20 protein-coding genes are annotated in these 15,942 nt (G+C 70.7%); 18 read left to right on the forward strand and 2 right to left on the reverse strand.

What is annotated here, in order from left to right; genetic code table 11:
- Positions 1–31: 31 nt before the first annotated feature.
- Complete coding sequence (locus AXK61_RS25395) at positions 32–577, forward strand: hypothetical protein (protein WP_175400082.1); 546 nt, start codon at positions 32–34, stop codon at positions 575–577.
- A complete protein-coding gene (locus AXK61_RS12380; RefSeq protein WP_068574203.1) occupies positions 574–1,101 on the forward strand; it encodes an RES family NAD+ phosphorylase in 528 nt (175 codons plus the stop codon). The genes AXK61_RS25395 and AXK61_RS12380 overlap by 4 nt, the downstream gene beginning before the upstream one ends.
- On the opposite strand, the gene AXK61_RS12385 is transcribed toward AXK61_RS12380, so the two are convergent.
- Positions 1,083–1,997: a class I SAM-dependent methyltransferase gene (locus tag AXK61_RS12385; protein ID WP_068745553.1), complete on the reverse strand. Its 915-nt coding sequence runs from the start codon at positions 1,995–1,997 to the stop codon at positions 1,083–1,085. The two genes, AXK61_RS12380 and AXK61_RS12385, sit on opposite strands and share 19 nt — an antisense overlap.
- Before the next feature lie 140 nt (positions 1,998–2,137).
- Here AXK61_RS12385 and AXK61_RS12390 point away from each other — a divergent pair, with 140 nt between their 5' ends.
- From AXK61_RS12390 to AXK61_RS12420, 7 genes are all read left to right on the forward strand, one after another.
- Positions 2,138–2,707, forward strand: a complete 570-nt coding sequence (locus AXK61_RS12390; RefSeq protein WP_068745556.1) for a TetR/AcrR family transcriptional regulator — start codon at positions 2,138–2,140, stop codon at positions 2,705–2,707.
- Positions 2,704–3,450, forward strand: coding sequence for a phosphoglyceromutase (locus tag AXK61_RS12395; protein ID WP_068745558.1), 747 nt, complete (start codon positions 2,704–2,706; stop codon positions 3,448–3,450). Before AXK61_RS12390 ends, AXK61_RS12395 begins: the two co-directional genes overlap by 4 nt.
- 70 nt (positions 3,451–3,520) lie before the next feature.
- Complete coding sequence (locus AXK61_RS12400; RefSeq protein WP_068574209.1) at positions 3,521–3,817, forward strand: GNAT family N-acetyltransferase; 297 nt, start codon at positions 3,521–3,523, stop codon at positions 3,815–3,817.
- Positions 3,818–3,880: 63 nt separating this feature from the next.
- Positions 3,881–5,077 (forward strand): sensor histidine kinase, encoded by a 1,197-nt coding sequence (locus tag AXK61_RS12405; protein WP_082778170.1) that lies wholly within the window; start codon positions 3,881–3,883, stop codon positions 5,075–5,077.
- Positions 5,074–5,763: a response regulator transcription factor gene (locus tag AXK61_RS12410; RefSeq protein WP_068574213.1), complete on the forward strand. Its 690-nt coding sequence runs from the start codon at positions 5,074–5,076 to the stop codon at positions 5,761–5,763. The genes AXK61_RS12405 and AXK61_RS12410 overlap by 4 nt, the downstream gene beginning before the upstream one ends.
- Positions 5,764–5,852: 89 nt before the next feature.
- Complete coding sequence (locus AXK61_RS12415; RefSeq protein WP_068574216.1) at positions 5,853–6,578, forward strand: FadR/GntR family transcriptional regulator; 726 nt, start codon at positions 5,853–5,855, stop codon at positions 6,576–6,578.
- The gene (locus AXK61_RS12420; protein ID WP_068574218.1) at positions 6,575–7,261 is read left to right on the forward strand and encodes a sterol desaturase family protein; all 687 of its coding nucleotides are present in this window, start codon (positions 6,575–6,577) and stop codon (positions 7,259–7,261) included. The genes AXK61_RS12415 and AXK61_RS12420 overlap by 4 nt, the downstream gene beginning before the upstream one ends.
- Here AXK61_RS12420 and AXK61_RS12425 read toward each other — a convergent pair.
- Positions 7,258–8,073 carry a hypothetical protein gene (locus AXK61_RS12425; protein WP_068745622.1) on the reverse strand — a complete coding sequence of 272 codons (816 nt, stop codon included), beginning with the start codon at positions 8,071–8,073 and terminating at the stop codon, positions 7,258–7,260. The genes AXK61_RS12420 and AXK61_RS12425 overlap by 4 nt on opposite strands.
- 48 nt (positions 8,074–8,121) lie before the next feature.
- Here AXK61_RS12425 and AXK61_RS12430 point away from each other — a divergent pair, with 48 nt between their 5' ends.
- The 9 genes from AXK61_RS12430 to AXK61_RS12470 all read left to right on the forward strand — a co-directional run bounded on the left by AXK61_RS12430 (position 8,122) and on the right by AXK61_RS12470 (position 15,766).
- Positions 8,122–9,081 (forward strand): Ppx/GppA family phosphatase, encoded by a 960-nt coding sequence (locus AXK61_RS12430; RefSeq protein WP_068745561.1) that lies wholly within the window; start codon positions 8,122–8,124, stop codon positions 9,079–9,081.
- Between the two features lie 160 nt (positions 9,082–9,241).
- Positions 9,242–10,339 (forward strand): hypothetical protein, encoded by a 1,098-nt coding sequence (locus tag AXK61_RS12440; RefSeq protein WP_156485645.1) that lies wholly within the window; start codon positions 9,242–9,244, stop codon positions 10,337–10,339.
- Between the two features lie 14 nt (positions 10,340–10,353).
- Positions 10,354–11,199 carry a sugar phosphate isomerase/epimerase family protein gene (locus AXK61_RS12445; RefSeq protein WP_068745567.1) on the forward strand — a complete coding sequence of 282 codons (846 nt, stop codon included), beginning with the start codon at positions 10,354–10,356 and terminating at the stop codon, positions 11,197–11,199.
- A 39-nt stretch (positions 11,200–11,238) separates the two neighbouring features.
- Positions 11,239–12,060 (forward strand): thioesterase family protein, encoded by an 822-nt coding sequence (locus AXK61_RS12450; protein WP_068745569.1) that lies wholly within the window; start codon positions 11,239–11,241, stop codon positions 12,058–12,060.
- A gap of 25 nt (positions 12,061–12,085) precedes the next feature.
- Positions 12,086–12,895 carry a pyrroline-5-carboxylate reductase gene (gene proC, locus AXK61_RS12455; protein WP_068745571.1) on the forward strand — a complete coding sequence of 270 codons (810 nt, stop codon included), beginning with the start codon at positions 12,086–12,088 and terminating at the stop codon, positions 12,893–12,895.
- A gap of 128 nt (positions 12,896–13,023) precedes the next feature.
- Entirely contained in the window at positions 13,024–13,269 is a 246-nt protein-coding gene (locus AXK61_RS12460) for a helix-turn-helix domain-containing protein (RefSeq protein WP_068574228.1), read from the forward strand.
- A 161-nt stretch (positions 13,270–13,430) separates the two neighbouring features.
- Positions 13,431–13,532: a 30S ribosomal protein bS22 gene (locus tag AXK61_RS24375; RefSeq protein WP_003402602.1), complete on the forward strand. Its 102-nt coding sequence runs from the start codon at positions 13,431–13,433 to the stop codon at positions 13,530–13,532.
- 75 nt (positions 13,533–13,607) lie between these two features.
- Complete coding sequence (locus AXK61_RS12465; RefSeq protein ID WP_068745573.1) at positions 13,608–14,699, forward strand: NAD-dependent epimerase/dehydratase family protein; 1,092 nt, start codon at positions 13,608–13,610, stop codon at positions 14,697–14,699.
- Positions 14,696–15,766, forward strand: a complete 1,071-nt coding sequence (locus AXK61_RS12470; protein WP_068574232.1) for a lysophospholipid acyltransferase family protein — start codon at positions 14,696–14,698, stop codon at positions 15,764–15,766. Before AXK61_RS12465 ends, AXK61_RS12470 begins: the two co-directional genes overlap by 4 nt.
- Positions 15,767–15,942: the final 176 nt, after the last annotated feature.

Raw genomic sequence — 15,942 nt, forward strand, 5'->3', positions numbered from 1 at the left:
GCCGGACCGTGAACGGCGTAGATTCGGAGATGTGAATACCTCCGAAATTCGTCCACCGATCGATCTCGCCTTCGCTGATGCGCCGCGGCGGGTCGTGAGTTTCGCGGGGCTGTTGCATCGCGCCACCGGTGACGTCGAGTCGTACGATGGTGCGGTCACCGTCCTGCAGGGCCTCGGCGTGGGCCGCCTCGCGGTGCAGTCCGCACAGCGGATGCTGGACGCGATCGTGGAGAGCCCGATCCCCGAGGCGGAGTGGGAACCGATGGCGGCCATCCTCGGCGACGAGCTCGCGCTGCTCGTCGGGGTGTCGCCGTCGTCGATGGCGCGCTACCGCAACGGTTCACGGGCCACGCCCGATGTCGTCGCGGAGCGCCTGCACGTGCTGACGCAGATCGTCGCCGACCTCGCGGGCTCGTACAACGACTACGGGATCCGTCGATGGTTCCGGCGCACCCGCACGGCGCTCGGCGGTCGCGCACCGTCGGACATCCTGGCCGGAGAGTGGAACGCGGACGGCCCGGACGTCCGCGCCGTGCGGGACCTCGCCGAGGCCCTCATCGCCGGGATGGGCGTATGAGGCTGTTCCGCAACGCCGATCGGCGCTACCCGTTCCTCGGGGAGAGCGGCGAACAACCGCCGGGCCGGTGGCACGGCACCGGTGAGGGTCCTGTGCAGTACCTCGCGGACACGCCCGACGGCGCCTGGGCCGAATTCCTCCGCCACGAGGAGATCACCGAGGTCGAGGATCTCGCCGGTGTCAGTCGTGCGCTGTGGTGCATCGACATCGATCTCGGCGAGCCGGTGCGGGTCGACCTCCCCGAGTCGGTCCTCGTCGGTGGCGTCGAGAGTTACGCGCAGTGTCGGGCGGCCGCCGGAGAACTGCGAGCGGCGGGGAGCACGGTGATCACTGCCCCGTCCGCGGCGCTGATGCCGGGATCGGCCGGTGGGCAGCAGGTCTCGAGGGGCGCCGTGGTTCCCGGCCCGGAGCGCGACGGTGCCGTCGTCGTGGCGTTCGGCGCCTACCCGGATGCCGAGGGATGGTCCGTCGTCGAGGACGGCCGCCCGCCCGCGCGGCTACTCGATCACGTCCGCGCCCTGTAGGTCACGACCCCGCTCCACGGGGCGCCGCCCGGATTGCGCGGGTCGGGCTGCGGTGCAGCAGCCAGACGGTGCGCCTCGGCCCCGTCGAATCGGCCCATCGCCACCGCGGCCGGGAACAGCGGTTCGACGGTGTCGGCGACCCAGCCGCGCCGCTCGAAGTGGGCCACGCCGTCGGCAGGCAGGAACCGCCACGGCGCGCGCCGGAGGATCCCCTGATTCCGCTGTGCCATCAGTTTTCCCACGCCCGCGGCGCTGAGGTCGAGGCACCACCGATCGATGCGCGCGGCGAGCAGCGTGTCCGCGAGGGCGTCGGCCTCGTCGGGGGAGAGGTACATGATCAGCCCCTCCGAGAGGACGGCGGTCCGGCGCTGTGAATCCACGGATCTGCGGCCGTACGAGGCCTGATCCGGCCTCGTGTGCTCGCTGCGCCGTGGATTCACAGAGGCGAGCAACGCCGAGAGGGCATCGACGTCCGTCAGGTCGAGTGGCACTCGCCGCAGGCGGCACCGCGGCGGCTCGTCCGCGAGGATCGCAGCCTTGTGGTCGAGGATCGCGGGCAGGTCGACCTCGATCCACTCCACGTCCGCGGGCAGGTCGAGCCGGTACGGCCGGGCATCGAGGCCCGCGCCCAGGTTGACGACGGTGCCGTAGCCCTCGGCGACGGCGGCGGACACGGCGCGATCGATCAGCACGGTCCGCGCGGTGAGGTACCAGGCGTCGCCGCCGGCGGACGCCGGGGAGGCCGAGGCGGACGCGGCGATCGCGACCCCGGACGCCCCGGCGAGGCGGGCCGCGAACGGGTCGCGGAACAGCGCGTCGGGCCGGGCCGATTCGAGCGCCCGGTGGTGCGCGACCCAGCGCGCAGTGTCATCGACGGTCCGTACGTCGTCGTGCATGGCGTCCTCCTGATCCTCTATGAACGTAGAGTCTCTATAGTTGTAGAGGAAGTGGTTCGGTCCCGCAATTCCCGGTGGTTCCTGCGGTGGCGACCTGGGGTTTCGCCACCGAGACCGCTGGGAATCGAAAGGAGTAGGTCGTGGATGAGCGACGCGCGGCGATCTGCGAGGCGGTGCTCGACCTCGCGGCCGCCGGCGGTAACCGGGCGATCTCGCACGGCGCCGTCGACCGGCGGCTCGAGCTGCCGAAGGGGTCGGCGTCGTACTACTACCGCACCCGCGCCGCGCTCCTCACGGCCGCGATCGAGCACCTCCGGGAGCGGTCGCGCGCCGAGTTCGAGAAGGTGGTGCCGCGCACCGTCGAACCCGATGACGCGACGGACGTGATGGCGCACCAACTGCACCTCCTGCTCACGGTTCGCCGGCGCGACGCGCTCGCGCGGTACGCCCTTGCGCCCGACGCCGCGGCCGAGGGGCTCGCGGAACCCCTGGCGACCTGCCTGTTCTCCGTCCCGCTCGCGACGGAACTGTTCCGCGGACTCGGCGCGACGGACCCCGTATCCGCTGCGCGGGACCTGATCAGCCTGCTCGAGGGACTGCTGTTCGATCGGCTGTACGGCGCCCGATCGCTCGCGGCGCCGAGATCGGACGAGGAGAGCCTCGCGGACCTGCGTGGACCGATCCGCCGGGCGATAGACTGCGCCCCATGACTTACGGCACCCTGATCCTGCTCCGTCACGGCGAGAGCGAGTGGAACGCGTCCAACCAGTTCACCGGCTGGGTCGACGTGGCCCTCACGGATAAGGGGCGCGGCGAGGCCGCCCGCGGCGGCGAGCTGCTCAAGGAGAACGGCCTGCTGCCCGACGTCGTCTACACCTCGCTGCTGCGCCGCGCGATCACGACCGCGAACCTCGCACTGGACGCCGCGGACCGGCACTGGATCCCCGTGGTCCGCGACTGGCGCCTCAACGAGCGTCATTACGGCGCACTGCAGGGGCTGAACAAGGCCGAGACCAAGGACAAGTACGGCAACGAGCAGTTCATGCTCTGGCGCCGCAGCTACGACACCCCGCCCCCCGCGATCGACCCGGCGAACGAATACAGCCAGACCGAGGACCCCCGGTACGCGCTCCTGCCGCAGGTGCCGCTCACCGAGTGCCTGCTCGACGTGGTCAAGCGCTTCATCCCCTACTACCAGGCCGTCATCGAGCCGCGCGTCGCCCAGGGCGAGACGGTGCTCGTCGCCGCGCACGGCAACTCGCTGCGCGCGCTGGTCAAGCACCTCGACGGCATCTCCGACGCCGACATCGCCGCGTTGAACATCCCCACCGGCATCCCGCTGACCTACTCGTTCAACGAGGACGGCTCGGTCGCCAATCCGGGCGGCACCTACCTCGATCCCGAGGCCGCGGCCGCGGGCGCGGCCGCGGTCGCCAACCAGGGTGGCAAGTAGCCGGATTTTCGGTACCGCCCCTTAAGTTCTCCTCAGGCGGGTCTACGGACGACGGGATAACGTGGCTCACATGGCTGACGTGACTGTGACTCACTCCCCGGAGCGGGAGCGCTACGTACTCACCGTGGACGGCGAGCAGGCGGGCTACCTCGACTACGTGGACGAGGTCGACGTCCGGCTGCTCACCCACACCGTGGTGCACGAGACGCACGCCGGGAACGGCTACGCGGCTGTCCTCACCAAGGCGGCGCTCGACGACGTCCGGGACTCGGGGAAGAGGGCGCGCGCCGTGTGCTCGTACGTGGCGAAGTACGCCGAGAAGCACCCCGAGTACGCCGATGTTGTCGAGGTGGCCGCCGACCGGTAACCGGTTGTTCACCAGTCGTTCCCGATGTGAAAGATCGGTCGAGAACCTGGGTACACTGACCGCGTGACTGTGGTCCTGTGCGTGGTGTCCGCCCTGGCGGGCGCACTCATCGGATGGCTCGCGCGCCGGGTCCGGCAGCGCGTCGCAGCCCCCGCGGAGACGGGCCCCACCCGGATGACGGTGGCCGAGTTGCACCGCGCCGTGATCCGGGACTCGCCCACCGCGCTGGTGGTCGTGGACGGGTTCCGCGACGTGATCCTGTGCAACGCCCGCGCCGAGGAGTTCTCCCTCGTCCGGGAGCAGCTCCTCGACGACCGCGTGTGGGCGGCCGCGTCCCAGGTCCTCGAGACCGGGGCGCCGCGCACCGTCGAACTGACGATCTCGCGCCGATCCGATCGCGCGAGCATCGCCCTGCGCTGCCGCGTGGATCTGATCCACGGCGGGCAGCCCGACGAGCAGTACGCGGTGCTCTACGCCGACGACGACACCGAGAACCAGCGCATGGAGGCCACCCGCCGCGACTTCGTGGCGAACGTCTCGCACGAGCTCAAGACGCCGGTCGGTGCGATCGGCCTGCTGGCGGAGGCGCTGCTGGAGTCCGTCGACGATCCGGAGGCGGTGCAGCACTTCGGCTCCCGCGTCCTCGTCGAGTCGACCCGCATGGGCAACATGGTCAACGAACTGATCGCGCTCTCGCGGCTGCAGGGCGCCGAGAAGCTGCCCGACCTCGGCGGCGTCGAGGTCGACGACGTGGTCGGCGAGGCCGTCGCCCGCGCCCAGGTGACCGCGGAGGCCAGCAACATCTCGCTCATCGTCGACGAACCCTCCGGCCTGGAGATCCGCGGCGACGACACGCTGCTGCTCACCGCGCTGTCGAACCTCATCTCCAACGCGATCGCCTACTCGCCGCAGAACACCCAGGTCTCGATCAGCCGGCGCCTGCGCCCCGCCGCCGGTCCCGGCGGTGCCGCCGCGGTGGAGATCGCCGTCACCGACAGGGGCATCGGCATCGCCCCCGAAGACCAGGAGCGCGTCTTCGAGCGCTTCTTCCGCGTCGACAAGGCGCGGTCCCGGATGACGGGCGGGACCGGGCTCGGTCTCGCCATCGTCAAACACGTCGCCGCGAACCACGGCGGCACCATTAGGCTCTGGAGCAAACCGGGCATGGGCTCGACCTTCACGCTGGTACTGCCGGCGCTGGGTGACCCGGACCCGGAACCTGCGGAGCGCGATGACCACAGTGAGGATGTACTGCGGTGACACACGTACTGATCGTCGAGGACGAGGAGTCGCTCGCCGACCCGCTCGCGTTCCTGCTCCGCAAGGAGGGGTTCGAGACCACCGTCGTGGGCGACGGGGCCGAGGCCCTGCGGCACTTCGACGCCACCGGCGCGGACATCGTGCTGCTCGACCTCATGCTGCCCGGCATGAGCGGCACCGACGTGTGCAAGCAGTTGCGCGCCCGCTCGTCCGTGCCCGTCATCATGGTGACCGCACGGGACAGCGAGATCGACAAGGTCGTGGGGCTCGAGCTGGGCGCCGACGACTACGTCACCAAGCCCTACTCCGCCCGCGAGCTCATCGCCCGCATCCGCGCCGTGCTGCGCCGCGGCGCCGACACCGCGGCCGCCGACGGCCTGGACGACGGCGTCCTCGAGGGCGGCCCCGTCCGGATGGATGTCGAGCGGCACGTGGTCACCGTCGGGGGAGAGGCGGTGACCCTGCCGCTCAAGGAGTTCGACCTGCTCGAGTACCTGCTGCGCAACAGCGGCCGCGTGCTCACCCGCGGGCAGCTCATCGACCGGGTCTGGGGCGCCGACTACGTGGGCGACACCAAGACCCTCGACGTGCACGTCAAGCGCCTGCGCAGCAAGATCGAGGCGGATCCGGCCAACCCCAAGCACCTGGTCACCGTCCGCGGGCTGGGCTACAAGCTCGAGCCCTGAGCTTCACAGCCCGGCGTTTCGGCGTCGGGCCTGAAGTATATTGGTCTGACCACTTGACCACCGGACCGTGTTGACGTTACTGTTCCGGCATGGAACTGAGTGCGGTAACCCGGCGGTCGGCCGCCGACGAGGTGCACGATCAGCTGCTGAACCAGCTGGTCAGCGGGTCGGCGCCCGTCGGCTCGCGGCTGCCCAGCGAGCGCAAGCTGGCGGAGGCGCTCGGCGTCTCGCGGCCCGTCGTTCGGGAGGCGATCGCGCGCCTCGCGACGTCCGGGCACGTCGAGGTCCGGCAGGGCGACGGGGCGATCGTCAATGACGTGACCCGCACGGGCGGGCTCGACCTGCTGCCGCACCTGCTCGTCGCCGCGCCCGACGGTGCCGTCGTCGATCCGTCCGTGGTGCGCAGCGTGCTCGAGGTGCGCGAGTACCTCGGGCCGTGGATCGCGGAGAAGGCGGCGGCCCGCGCCGCGGACGCCCTGGCGGAGCCGCTCACGACAGCGCTGGCGGCGATCGAGGCCGCCCCGAACGGACCGGCGCAGCAGGCCGCGGCCCTCGTCTACTGGGACCACCTCGTCCGCGGCGCCGATTCGATCGCGATGTCGCTCATCTTCAACGGCATGCGACGCGTCTACGAGCCGATGCTCGGCGTCGTCGCCGACGCCGTCGCCGCGGCCGAACCCGCGGACCGGTACCGCGCGCTCAGCGCCGCCGTGCTCGACGGCGACGCCACCGCCGCCCGCGCGGCCGCGCGGGCCGTTCTCGGCGGCGCGACGGACGTCCTCGGCGGATTCCTCGATGAGATGGAGCAGTCATGACCACCACCGATCGCGCGGCCCGCCGCGGCGTCACCCTCGGCTCCGCCGCCCGCGAATTCCTGCGCCATCCGACGCCCTGGATGATCCTGGTGTTCCTCGCCGGAACCCTCGCAGCCCGGGTGCTCGTCGGCGAGGGAGGGCTGTCGGACCTGTGGGCCCCGCTGGTCTTCGCCGCGCTGTTCCCGTTCCTGGAGTGGGTGATCCACGTCTTCGTGCTGCACTGGCGGCCGCGCACCGTCGGGCCGCTCACGATCGACACCCTGCTCGCGCGCGATCACCGCCGGCACCACGCCGCTCCCCGCGATGTCGATCTGGTGTTCATCCCCACTCGGGCGCTGCCCTGGGTGATAGCGGGCCTCGGCCTCGCCGCGCCGCTGGGCGTGGGCGCGCTGATCGGCGCGCCGCTGCACGCGACCCTCACCTTCATGCTGGTCGAGGCTGTCTTCCTGCTCGGCTACGAGTGGACGCACTACCTCGTCCACACCGACTACAAGCCGCGGAGCCGCGCCTACAAGGCCGTCTGGCGCAGCCATCGCCTGCACCACTTCAAGAACGAGCACTACTGGTTCTCCGTCACCACGTCGGGCACGTCCGACCGGGTGCTGGGGACCTACCCGGACCCCGCCACCGTCGAGACGAGTCCGACGGCCAAGAACCTGCACGGCCTGGACGGGCTCGCTTAGAGCTCCACGTACTTCATGTCGTAGCTCTGCCGCTCCGTCGCGGCCGCGGTGGCGGGATGCACAGCGACGAGGGAGTCCTTGCGTGCCGCGCACTCCCGCGCCAGCGCCTCGTAGGCCTGCTCGCCGAGCAGCTCGGTCAGCTCCGGTGCGTAGCTCTGCCACACCTGCTGCGCCCCGACGTGCGCCTCGGGCGAGCCGGTGCAGTACCACTGCAGGTCGAGTCCGCCTGCGCCCCAACCCCGCCGGTCGTACTCGCCGATCGTGGTGCGCAGGATCTGCTCGCCGTCCGGCCGCTCGACCCACTCCTGGGTGCGCCGGACCGGAAGCTGCCAGCAGACATCGGGTTTGACGGTGAGCGGCTCCACCCCGGTGCGCAGCGCCATCGCGTGCAGGGCGCAGCCCTCCCCGCCCGCGAACCCGGGGCGGTTGAGGAAGATGCAGGCGCCTTCGTACCTGCGCGTCCGGATCGCGGGCTCGTCGTCGAGGTCGTCCTCCTCGAGGTATCCCTTCTTGCCCAAGCCCTTCGACCGGAACTGCCAGTCGGCGTCCGTGAGCTTCGCGACGGCATTCTTGAGCCGCTTCCGATCGTCCTTGTCCGACAGGAACGCGCCGTGGCTGCAGCAGCCGTCGGTCTCCCGGCCCGGCTCGATGCCGTGGCACGAGCTGGTGCCGAACATGCACGTCCAGTGCGAGAGCAGCCACGTGAGGTCCGCCGCGATCAGGTGGTTCGGATCCGCGGGATCGGGGAATTCGAGCCACTCGCGCGGGAAGTCCAGCGGTACCTCCGGAACGGGCCGCCGCAGGCCGGGCATGGGAAGGTCGGTCACGGTGCCCACGGTAGTCGGGTCTAGATTGACACCGTGAGATTGGGAGTACTCGACATCGGGTCCAATACGGTGCACCTGTTGGTGGTCGACGCCCACTGGGGTGCGCATCCGACTCCGATGAGCTCGACCAAGGCCACGCTGCGGCTGGCCGAGAAGATCGAGCCGAGCGGCCGCCTCAGCCAGGCCGGCGAGGACGCGCTGGTCTCGTCCGTCTCCGAGTTCACCAAGATCGCCACGAGCTCGGGCTGCGCACAGGTGATGGCCTTCGCCACCTCCGCGGTGCGCGACGCCAGCAACACCGACAGCGTCCTCGCCCACGTCAAGGCGGAGAGCGGCGTCGACGTCGAGGTGCTCTCGGGTGCCGACGAGTCGCGCCTCACCGCCCTCGCGGTGCGCCGCTGGTACGGCTGGAGCGTCGGCCGGGTGCTCAACATCGACATCGGCGGCGGCTCGCTGGAGATGAGCAACGGTGTCGACGAGGAGCCCGATGTCGCGCTGTCGCTGCCCCTGGGTGCGGGCCGCGTCACCCGCGAATGGCTGCCGGAGGACCCGCCCGGCCGTCGTCGCGTGAGCATGCTGCGCGACTGGCTCGACGCCGAGATCGCCCCCGGTGCGGAGCGCCTGCTCGCGGCCGGCACCCCGGACATGGTCGCGGGCACGTCGAAGACGATGCGCACGCTCGCGCGCCTGACGGGGGCCGCGCCCTCGTCCGCCGGACCCCGGGTCAAGCGCACCCTCACCGCGAGCAGCCTGCGCCAGCTCATCGGGTTCATCAGCCGCATGACGGCAGCCGACCGGAAGGAGCTCGAAGGGCTCAGCTCCGATCGCGCGGGGCAGATCGTGGCCGGTGCGCTGGTGGCCGAGGCGGCGATGCGGTCGCTGAACGTCGAGGCGCTGGACATCTGCCCGTGGGCGTTGCGCGAGGGCGTGATCCTCCGTTATCTGGATACGCAGGCGGGTTTCACACCGGAACACGGCGGTAAAGTCCAGTAAATGCTGTGAGTAAGATGGTAGATCGCCGCGCGCGCCGTCACGGTCGCGGTGCGGTGAAGAAGTAGGATCTGCGACAGACCAGATTGGCGTGTGTGGCGGTTGTGACAGCACCGGCGTACGCGCGGCCCATGGGGCCGACGAACCACAGGACGGTGACGTGATGAGCGAGGAGCGAAGGATTTCGCTGGCGGAGCTGCTCGCCAGGGAAGGCGGCGCCCCGGCGGCGTCGGGTGGTCGCCGTCGGCGCCACCGCGGCGGTGAGAACTCCGTGACCGTCGCCGAGCTGACGGGGGAGATCCCCGTCGTCCGCGACGATGAGCCCGCCCCGCAGGCCGCTGACCTCGAGCAGCCCGCGCAGGCCCAGCAGTCCGACGGTGTGCCGCAGGGTGCCGAGTCGCACGCCGCGGACGCGCAGGTCGAGGCTGATGTCGTCGACGAGCAGGTCGTCGACGAGCCCGCCGAGTCCGCGGCCGACGATGCCGTTGAGGCGCCGGCCGAGGCCGTGGCGAGCGAGGACGAGCCGATCACCTCGTCGTTCCTGGCCGCTGCCGTCGGTGAGACCCGCGCGGAGGAGGCGCCGGCGGAGCCCGCCGCGCAGGACCTCGCGGACGGGGCGGAGGGCGTCGACGTCGTACACCACACCGACGAGGGGCACGCCGAGGAGAACTTTGCGTGGTCGCGGTGGGATCAGGCCGAGGCTCCGATCATGGCGACGGCCGATTTCAACACCGCCCAGGTCCGTGAGCGGCAGGCCCGGTTCGCGGAGATCGAGACGGACGACACCGTCGACGTGGCTCCCGTGACGGACGTCCCCGAGCCCACGGACGGCGAGGGTGCGGCACCGTCGGTCCCGGACACCGGGCGGATGAGTGTCGAGCAGATCGACGAGGCCCGCGCGGCGCTCGACACGGAGAAGGAGTCCGACTTCCTCGCGAAGGCGGACGATCAGGACGACGAAGCCCCGCAGAAGTCGGAGCCGGGCAACGGCCGCGGCTGGCTGGTTCTCGCCGCGGAGGTCGTGCTGGGCATCGCCGCCGGCGCCGGCCTGTTCTTCGGCTTCTTCAAGCTGTGGAACTGGGGTGGCGGCATGCCGACCATCGCGCTGACGGTCGTGCTGGCCTTCATCGTGATCATCGGCATCGTGACCTTCACGCACTTCCTGCGGAGGACCACTGACTATCTGACGCTGGGGCTGGCCCTGCTCGTGGGCCTGGTGATCACGTTCGGCCCGCTCCTGATGGTGCTGGGCACGAACTGAGTAGCCTCGGCGGGGTGAGCGGTATCGCGGTCGGCCTGTCGACCGCCTCGGTCTACCCCGAGAAGCTCGAGGACGCGTTCCGGTACGCCGCCGAGGTCGGCTACGACGGCGTCGAGCTCATGGTCTGGCACGAGACGGCCAGCCAGGACATCGCGAACGTCGCCGGGCTGTCGATGCGCTACGACGTGCCGGTGCTCTCCGTGCACGCGCCGTGCCTGCTCATCAGCCAGCGGGTGTGGGGATCGGACCCCCTGGCCAAGCTCGGCCGGGCCGTGACGGCCGCGGAGGACCTCGGCGCGGACACCGTCGTGGTGCACCCGCCGTTCCGGTGGCAGCGGCGCTACGCCGAGAACTTCGTCGACCTGGTGAGCGAGCTCGAGGACGGCAGCGACGTGGCCGTCGCCGTGGAGAACATGTTCCCCCTTCGGTTCGACGTCTTCCGTCGCGGAGAGTCGGTCGAGCGCCTCAAGCGGCGCGGCAACCCGGGCACGGCGGTCTCGGCCTTCGCGCCGTCGATCGACCCGACGGACGTGGGCTACACGAACTACACCCTGGACCTCTCGCACACCGCGACCGCGGGTGTCGACGCGCTCGCGCTCATGGATCGCATGGGCGACGGCCTGCGCCACCTGCACCTCACCGACGGGCTCGGCGCCGCCGTCGACGAGCACCTCGTGCCCGGTCACGGCACCCAACCGGCCGCCGAGGTGTGCCGCCGGCTCGCCGCGTCCGGCTTCGACGGCCACGTGATCCTCGAGATCGCGACCGGCTCGGCGAAAACGCCCGGGGAGCGACGTGCGATGCTCACGGAGGCGCTGGAATTCGCGCGGGAGCACCTGCGGGCCGACGCCGACGTCTGACTCCCCGGGCACCCGGGGCGTCCCGGTAAGGAGCGCAGGATGGCATTGTTCGCGGACCTCGTGTCGGTCACGAAGGCCCCGGGCGGGTACACCGCCGACATCGACCCCACCTGGTCGGTGGGCCGGAAGGTGCACGGCGGCGCGCTGTTGGCCGTGCTCGCCGCGGGCGCGCAGGCCGCGTACCTCGAGGACGACGGTGCCGACCCGTCCGTCGTGCCGGTCGTCATCTCGGCCGAGTACCTCGGCGCGCCGGACCCGGGCACCGTCGAACTGCGGACCCGGGTGGCCAAGCGGGGCCGCACCACCTCCGTCGTGAACGTCGAGGCCGTGCAGGGCGACCGGGTGTACGTCCAGGCCACCGTCACACTGGCGCAGCGCGACGAGGGCGACGAGCGCTACCGCGAGCCGAACCCGCTCGACGACATGCCGGCGACGCCCACCGACGACGCCCTCGCCTGGGACGCCGACCACCCCGCGGCCAAGATCTTCAAGGTGGGTCGGGTCGCGGAGGTCCACTACGACGCCGCCACCCTGCCCGTGGCCGAGGGCCGCACCGGACCGGCGGAGACCCGCGGCTGGGTGCGGTTGCGCGAGGAGCCGCTGTCGGGCCTGTTCGCCCTGCTCGCCACTGACATCTCGCTCCCCGTGGTGGCGAACCTCGGCGGCGTCGGATGGGCGCCCACGCTCACGCTGACGGCGTCGGTGCGCCGCGAGCCGGCCCAGGGCTGGTTACGCTTCCGGGCGTCCGCGCCCGTCGTCGGGCAGCGCTGGTTCGAGGAGGACCACCTGCTGGTCGACGAGTCCGGGCAGGTCGTCGCGACCTCCCGGCAGCTGGCGATGATGCCGGTCTCGAACCCCTGACACGACCCTCTCGAGGAGGAACGACATGAGTGAGAACATCGCGCTGATCGGCGGCGGGCGGATCGGGGAGGCGCTGCTGGGCGGCCTCGTCGCCGCGGGGCACGAGCCCGGAACGCTGACGGTGGCCGAGCCGCACGCGGGCCGCGCCGGCGAGCTGTCCGAGCGGTACGGCGTACGTGCCGTCGGCACCGTCGGGGAGGCGGTCGACGGTGCCGACCTCGTCGTCATCGCCGTCAAGCCCGACGTGGTGTCGGCGATCCTGCCGGACGTCGCGGCCGGGCTGCGAGACGGCGCCGTCGTGGCCTCCGTGGCCGCCGGGGTGCCCACCGCGGCCTACGAGGCGGCGCTGCCGGCGGGGACTCCCGTCGTGCGGGTCATGCCGAACACGGCGATGCTCGTCGGCAAGTCGATGAGCGGCGTCTCCGGTGGGCGCGACGCGACGGAGGCGCACGTGGCGCTCGTGCGATCGGTGATGGAGGCGGTCGGCGAGGTGCTGGTCGTGCCCGAGTCGAAGCTGGACGCGCTCACCGCTCTGTCGGGCTCCGGACCCGCGTACGCCTTCCTCGTCGCCGAGGCGATGATCGACGCGGGCGTGGATCTGGGGCTGACCCGGGACCAGGCCACGACCCTCGCCACGCACACGATCGCGGGCGCGGGTGCACTAATGGTTGAGACTTCTCCGTCGCCCACCGAGCTCCGGGCGGCGGTGACTTCCCCGGGCGGTACGACGGCGGCAGCGATCCGCGAACTGGAGAAAAATGGCCTCCGACCTGCGTTTTACGCGGCGACTCGGGCCTGTGCCGAGCGATCGGCCGAGCTCGGGCGCCTCGCGTAGAAGCTTCGGTTAGCTCACTCCCGTCGCATTATTCCCATTGGTACCGCTAAGCTGCTCGAAGCACGTGCGTGTCAGGTCCGCCGGAGGGGAAGCCGGCGGCGCGACATGTGCCGGAGGTTAGGGAATTCATGGCGTCTGCAAACAAGAACAGCAAGCCCGCCGAGATCGGTGCCGGAGCTCAGGCTCCCCAGGCAGCCGGTTCGTCGTTCCTGACGGTGGCCGAGGTCGCCACCCTCATGCGGGTGTCGAAGATGACGGTCTACCGCCTGGTGCACAACGGGGAGCTCCCCGCGGTGCGTGTGGGTAGGTCCTTCCGTGTGCACGAGAAGGCCGTGCACGACTACCTGCAGACCTCGTTCTTCGACGCGGGCTAGGCTCCGCCGAAGGGCATCAGCGGCGATCGTGGCCCGGGCGGATTTCGCCTGGGCCACTGCGCCGGGTAGAGTAGAAGTCTGCTGCGTGGACGCGGGGGCTCTTCTCGTACCCGGCCGCCGCGCACGATCATGGCAATTCGATAGAGAGACGTGAGGAACCCATGGGTTCAGTGATCAAGAAGCGCCGCAAGCGCATGTCGAAGAAGAAGCATCGCAAGCTGCTCCGCCGCACTCGGGTGCAGCGTAGGAAACTCGGCAAGTAGGCCTTCTGGTCACACTTTCATGAGAGCTCGCCCAGGATCTGGGCGGGCTTTCGTGTTTCCGGTTACCCTTCAGTAATGAGTGAGTCGGCCGTCAATGCGCCGCGCGTCGTCATGGTGACGGGCGCGTCCACGTTCGTGGGCGGCTATCTCGTGCGCCGGCTCGCCCAGCGGCCGGACATCGAGCGCGTGATCGGGGTCGACGCGGTGCCGCCGACCAAGGCGCTGCACCGGCGGATGGAGCCCGCGGAGTTCATCCGCGTCGATTACCGCAGCCACATCTTCGGCAAGATCATGGCGACCAACGAGGTGGACACGGTGGTCCACTGCTCCACCTCGGTCACCGACAACCACTTCCCGTCGGCGTCCACGAAGGACGCGATCGTCTTCGGCTCGATGCGGGTGTTCGCGGCCTGCCAGAAGTCGGAGACGGTCAAGCGGGTCGTGATGCGTTCCTCGACCCAGGTGTACGGCTCCCGGTCGCGCAACCCGGCGCTGGTCACCGAGGACCTGGTCGGCGGGGCCGCGGCCAGTGGGCACCCGCGCGACCTGCTCGACGCGGAGACCTACGCCCGCAGCATGGCTCGCCGTCGCACCGACATCGATCTGACAGTGCTGCGGCTCGCTCCCATCCTCGGCCCCAACATCGAGACCCTGCTCGGCTCGCTGTTCGAGCGGCCCGTGGTGCCCTCGATCATCGGCCGCGACGCCCGGCTGCAGTTGCTGCACCAGGACGACGCGCTGGGGGCGCTGGAGCACGCCGTGGTCGCGGGTCGGGCGGGCACGTTCAACATCGCGGGCGACGGTGCCATCTCGATGTCGCAGGCCATCCGCCTGTCCGGCCGGGTGCCGCTCCCGGTGGTCAAGACCGCCTTCGGTCCCGCTGTTGCCGCCATCCGCGGCCGAGGTCGCGGTCAGACGGACAAGGTGCAGCTCGCCTACCTCAGCTTCGGCAACGCCTTCGACACGACGCGCATGCGGCAGGATCTCGGCTTCGCGCCGCGGTTCACCACGCGCCAGGTCATGGAAGACGTCGCCCGCCACGGCCCGGCAGAACCTACAATCGGTGTGGAGTCGATCGTGGGTGTCGAGCAACGGGTCGCGGCCCTCGCTCGACGGTTCGCGGGAATCGGCTCTTCAGGACGGCACGGCTGGACGGTAGATCTATGACCAACCCATCAGGCTCACAGCACGCGAAGGTGCTGCAGTTGCCCGTGTCCATCGACACCGCCGCTCGCTCCGAAGGGCGCGAGCGGGCGCAGCAGCGGCACCCGTCCGCGCTCACCGGCACCCCGGCACCGTCGGCCCCGCGCCGCGAGGCCACGGTGCACGCCCTCAACCCCGACTACCTGGCCGCGGCACAGCCCGCCGAGCCCGGTCCGGGCTGGCGCGAGCGCGCCGTGGAATCGGTGGTCGACGGTGCCGCCTTCGTCCGCGAGCGTCTCACCGGCGACTACGACATCGATCCTTTCGGTTTCGATCCGCACCTCACCGACGCGGTGTTCCTGCCGGCGCTGCGTCCGATGTACGACAAGTGGTTCCGCGTGGACACCACGGGTGCCGAGAACCTGCCCCGTGAGGGCGGCGCGCTGCTGGTGGCGAACCATTCCGGCGTGATCCCGCTGGACGGGCTGATGTCGGCCGTCGCGGTGCACGACAACCATCCGGACCAGCGTCACCTACGCCTGTTGGCGGCGGACCTGGCCTTCGAGTACCCGTTCATCGGCGAGGTCGCGCGCAAGATGGGCGCCACCGTCGCCTGCAACGCCGACGCGGAGGCACTGCTCACCCGGGGCGAGCTCGTGGCGGTGTGGCCCGAAGGGTTCAAGGGCATCGGCAAGCTCTACCGCGACCGGTACAAACTGCAGCGCTTCGGGCGCGGCGGCTTCGTGACGGCCGCGATCCGCGCGCAGGTCCCGATCATCCCCGTGTCGATCGTGGGCGCCGAGGAGATCTACCCGATGCTGGCGGACGTGAAGCCCGTCGCGCGTCTGCTTGGCCTGCCCTACGCGCCGATCACGCCGCTGTTCCCGTGGCTCGGTCCGCTCGGCATGGTCCCGCTACCGTCGAAGTGGCACATCGAGTTCGGTGAGCCGATCGCGACGGACCGCTTCACCGAAGCCGACGCGGACGACCCCATGGTGGTCTTCGAGCTCACCGACAACGTGCGCGAGACCATCCAGCAGTCGCTGTACCGCATCCTCGCGCGCCGGAAGAACATCTTCCAGGACTTCTAGGGGTGCCGGGAGGCCGCCGCTGCGCGGCCCCGACGGTGCCTTCTCCGCTCCGGCGCCCGACTTCCGCGGCGGACCGCGGTCCACCGATCGGTCTTGACTCTGCATAACGCTGCAACGCTATGAAGAGTCAAGACCGATAGCGGCAGATCCGGGAACAGGGGAACCGCACCCGGATT

Source organism: Tsukamurella pseudospumae (assembly GCF_001575205.1).
GTDB classification, from domain to species: Bacteria; Actinomycetota; Actinomycetes; order Mycobacteriales; family Mycobacteriaceae; genus Tsukamurella; species Tsukamurella pseudospumae.